This is a genomic window from Streptomyces sp. WELS2 (assembly GCF_013870595.1).
Lineage (GTDB): Bacteria > Actinomycetota > Actinomycetes > Streptomycetales > Streptomycetaceae > Streptomyces.
Window position 1 is genome coordinate 1 of record NZ_JACBWZ010000873.1, and the last position, 2,458, is coordinate 2,458.

The 2,458-nt window shown below is 74.2% G+C and carries 4 protein-coding genes; 1 reads left to right on the forward strand and 3 read right to left on the reverse strand.

Features of this window, described 5'->3' with window-relative positions; all coding sequences use genetic code 11:
• Positions 1–830, reverse strand: an 830-nt coding sequence (locus H5J33_RS31080) for an oxygenase MpaB family protein (RefSeq protein ID WP_181798098.1), incomplete at its 3' end; no start/stop codon positions are given.
• A gap of 167 nt (positions 831–997) precedes the next feature.
• Positions 998–1,369 (reverse strand): ferredoxin, encoded by a 372-nt coding sequence (locus H5J33_RS31085; protein WP_181798099.1) that lies wholly within the window; start codon positions 1,367–1,369, stop codon positions 998–1,000.
• A gap of 142 nt (positions 1,370–1,511) precedes the next feature.
• On the opposite strand from H5J33_RS31085, the gene H5J33_RS31090 reads away from it, so the two are divergent.
• Positions 1,512–1,877 (forward strand): DUF6479 family protein, encoded by a 366-nt coding sequence (locus tag H5J33_RS31090; RefSeq protein ID WP_258565527.1) that lies wholly within the window; start codon positions 1,512–1,514, stop codon positions 1,875–1,877.
• 146 nt (positions 1,878–2,023) lie between these two features.
• On the opposite strand, the gene H5J33_RS31095 is transcribed toward H5J33_RS31090, so the two are convergent.
• Positions 2,024–2,218, reverse strand: a complete 195-nt coding sequence (locus tag H5J33_RS31095; protein WP_181798100.1) for a hypothetical protein — start codon at positions 2,216–2,218, stop codon at positions 2,024–2,026.
• Positions 2,219–2,458 lie beyond the last annotated feature (240 nt).

Sequence of the window (2,458 nt, forward strand, 5' to 3'; positions counted from 1 at the left end):
GGGCCGAGGCGGGCCACGGCGCGCAGGATGTGCTTCGGGGGGAGTTGCCAGCGCACCCGGGCGGGTATCGCTCGCAGCACGGCGCCGGTGGCCCGCAGGCTCCGGGTGACGGCGGCGGGCGTGGGGGCGGGTCTGCCGTACAGCTCGTGGGCGTACGCGGGCAGGGAGGCGTACGCCAGGCGTGCCACCCACCGCCACGCCACCTCCCGCGCCGGGAGCAGGAGCGGGTGGACCGGCGGGCGGCGCAGGAAGTCGTCCACCTCGCGCGCCTCGGGGCCGGCGGCGAGTTCCGGCCGTACCTTCTCGAAGTAGGCGGCCAGTTCGGCGCGGCTCGCCGGTACGGTCTCGGGGCCGAGCCCCACCAGCCGGGCGCCGGCGCGGTGTTCGGCCACGTACCGGTCGGCCTGGGCGTCGGTGAGCGGGAAGCCCGAGCGGCGCAGGACGTGCAGATAGGAGTCGATCTCCGCGCAGTGCACCCACAGCAGCAGCGCGGGCTCGTCGAGGCCGTACCGCTCGCCGGTGTCCGGGTCGGTCGCCGTCAGCCTGGCGTGGATCCCGCGCACCCGGGCCCCGGCCCGCTCGGCTGCCTCGGTGGTGCCGTACGTCGTCGTCCCCACGAAGTCCGCGGTCCGCCGCAGCCGCCCCCAGGCGTCCCGCCGGAAGTCCGAGTTCTGCGTCACTCCCCGCACCGCCCGTGGATGCAGCGCCTGGAGATACAGCGCCCGCACCCCCGCGACCCACATCATGGGGTCAGCGTGCATCTGCCAGGTCACCGAGCCGGGCGTGAACAGCCCGGGATCACCCGTGTCCGCGGACGTGGCCACGGCCATCAGAAGTCACCCCTTTGTCGGTCCGTCGACACCACCGGCCCATCCTCCCAGCCCCGCCCCGGAAACGGACACACGCCGGACACGTCGACGGCACATCCCGTGCGTGGCCGGGCGAGAGCGATACGGGGGCTGGGGCCGGCGAGGGGTGCTACGGACGCCTACGGTGCTCAGCCGAGCAGTTCCAGGAAGTCCGCGCAGGCGTCGGCGCAGGCCCGGCAGCTGGCCGCGGCCGACTCGGCGCCGGGGTGTCGATCGAACGCCCGGGCGCACTCCAGGCAGACCGAGCGGCACCAGTCCACCCGGGCCCGGATGCCCTCCTCGTCCCGCTGGTTCTCCTCGCTCAGCACCCGGCAGGTGGCGTCGCACGCCTCGGCGCACATGATGCCCAGCCGGCGCACGCGCTCCTGGTCCTCGCTGCCGTCGGGGTCGACCAGACTCGCCCGCACGGCACAGGCCCGGGCGCACTCCGTGCACGCCTGGGCACAGGTGAAACGGTCCTCCAGGAACCGGTACAGCTGCTGGGAAGTCGGCGATGTCACGTCGGCCGGGTAGCCCGGGAGGAGCCGGCGCAAACCACCGCCCCGGGGCGTACGGCCACCGGTTCGCGCGACGTCTTTGCGCCACCGGCGCTCACCCATAGTGTCCGGATTTGTATGGTTATCGGAGGGGTATTCCTGTTCTATGAACACCGCATCGATGCAGCTGGCCGCGCCGAGTGGCCTGATGAGCCTCGTACTGTTCGTCGTGGCCGTGGGCGTGCTCGCGCTGCTCGCCGGCGGCTTCTGGATGACCTCCCGCGTCCGGTACCGCGAGTCGCCGCGCCCGCGCCCCGAGGAACAGCCCAAGATGCCGCCGGGCGGACCGGTGCACGAGGTCCGGCAGAACCGGGAGTCCGCGGAGATACCCAAGATCCCCAAGGGCGAACGCCCGCTCACCCCGTACGACCTGTCCAACATGGACACCCGGCCGAGCGCGTCGAAGGAGCGCCCGCGCTGGAGCAAGGGCTCCAGCGGCTCGTTCGGCGGGGGCGGGCTGGGGGCCCACTGAGCCACACCGGCCACGCCCACACCATCACCGTCCGGCACCATCACCCTCCAGACCGACGGACGCCCCCGGGGACGCGGAAAACGTCCCGGGGGCGTCCGTCGGCCGACGCGGGCCATGCCGTGTGCGGCCTGCGCGGAAGGGTGCGGTCAGGGGTGATCCGGCTGCTGTGCCGGCGGCACTCCGCCGCCCTCTCCCCCGCCCTTGCCGCCCTTGTCCGAGCCGTGCGGGCGGGCGCCCGAGGCACGCTCGGCGCTCTGGCGGGCCTTCAGCTCACCGCTGTCCTGCGGGGTGGCGCCTCCCTTGTCGCTGCGCCGCTGTTCGGGCTGCTGCGGATTGGACATGCGCCGGCCTCCCTCCGGGTGGTACGGGTACGTGCCCGGTCCGGGTTCCCAGCAGCGGGCCGGTGACGCACACCGGGGCGGGCCGGGTCACCGCGCGGTGCGCGTCAGGGTGCGGTGGAGGTGTTCGAGGGCGTCCAGGAGCACCGAGCGGTGGTACCAGCTCAGCCAGGCCGAGGTGTCCGCGGCCAGCAGGGCGAGCGCCTCGGCGTGCGCGGCGGCGGGCCGGTGGCCGGCGCCGGT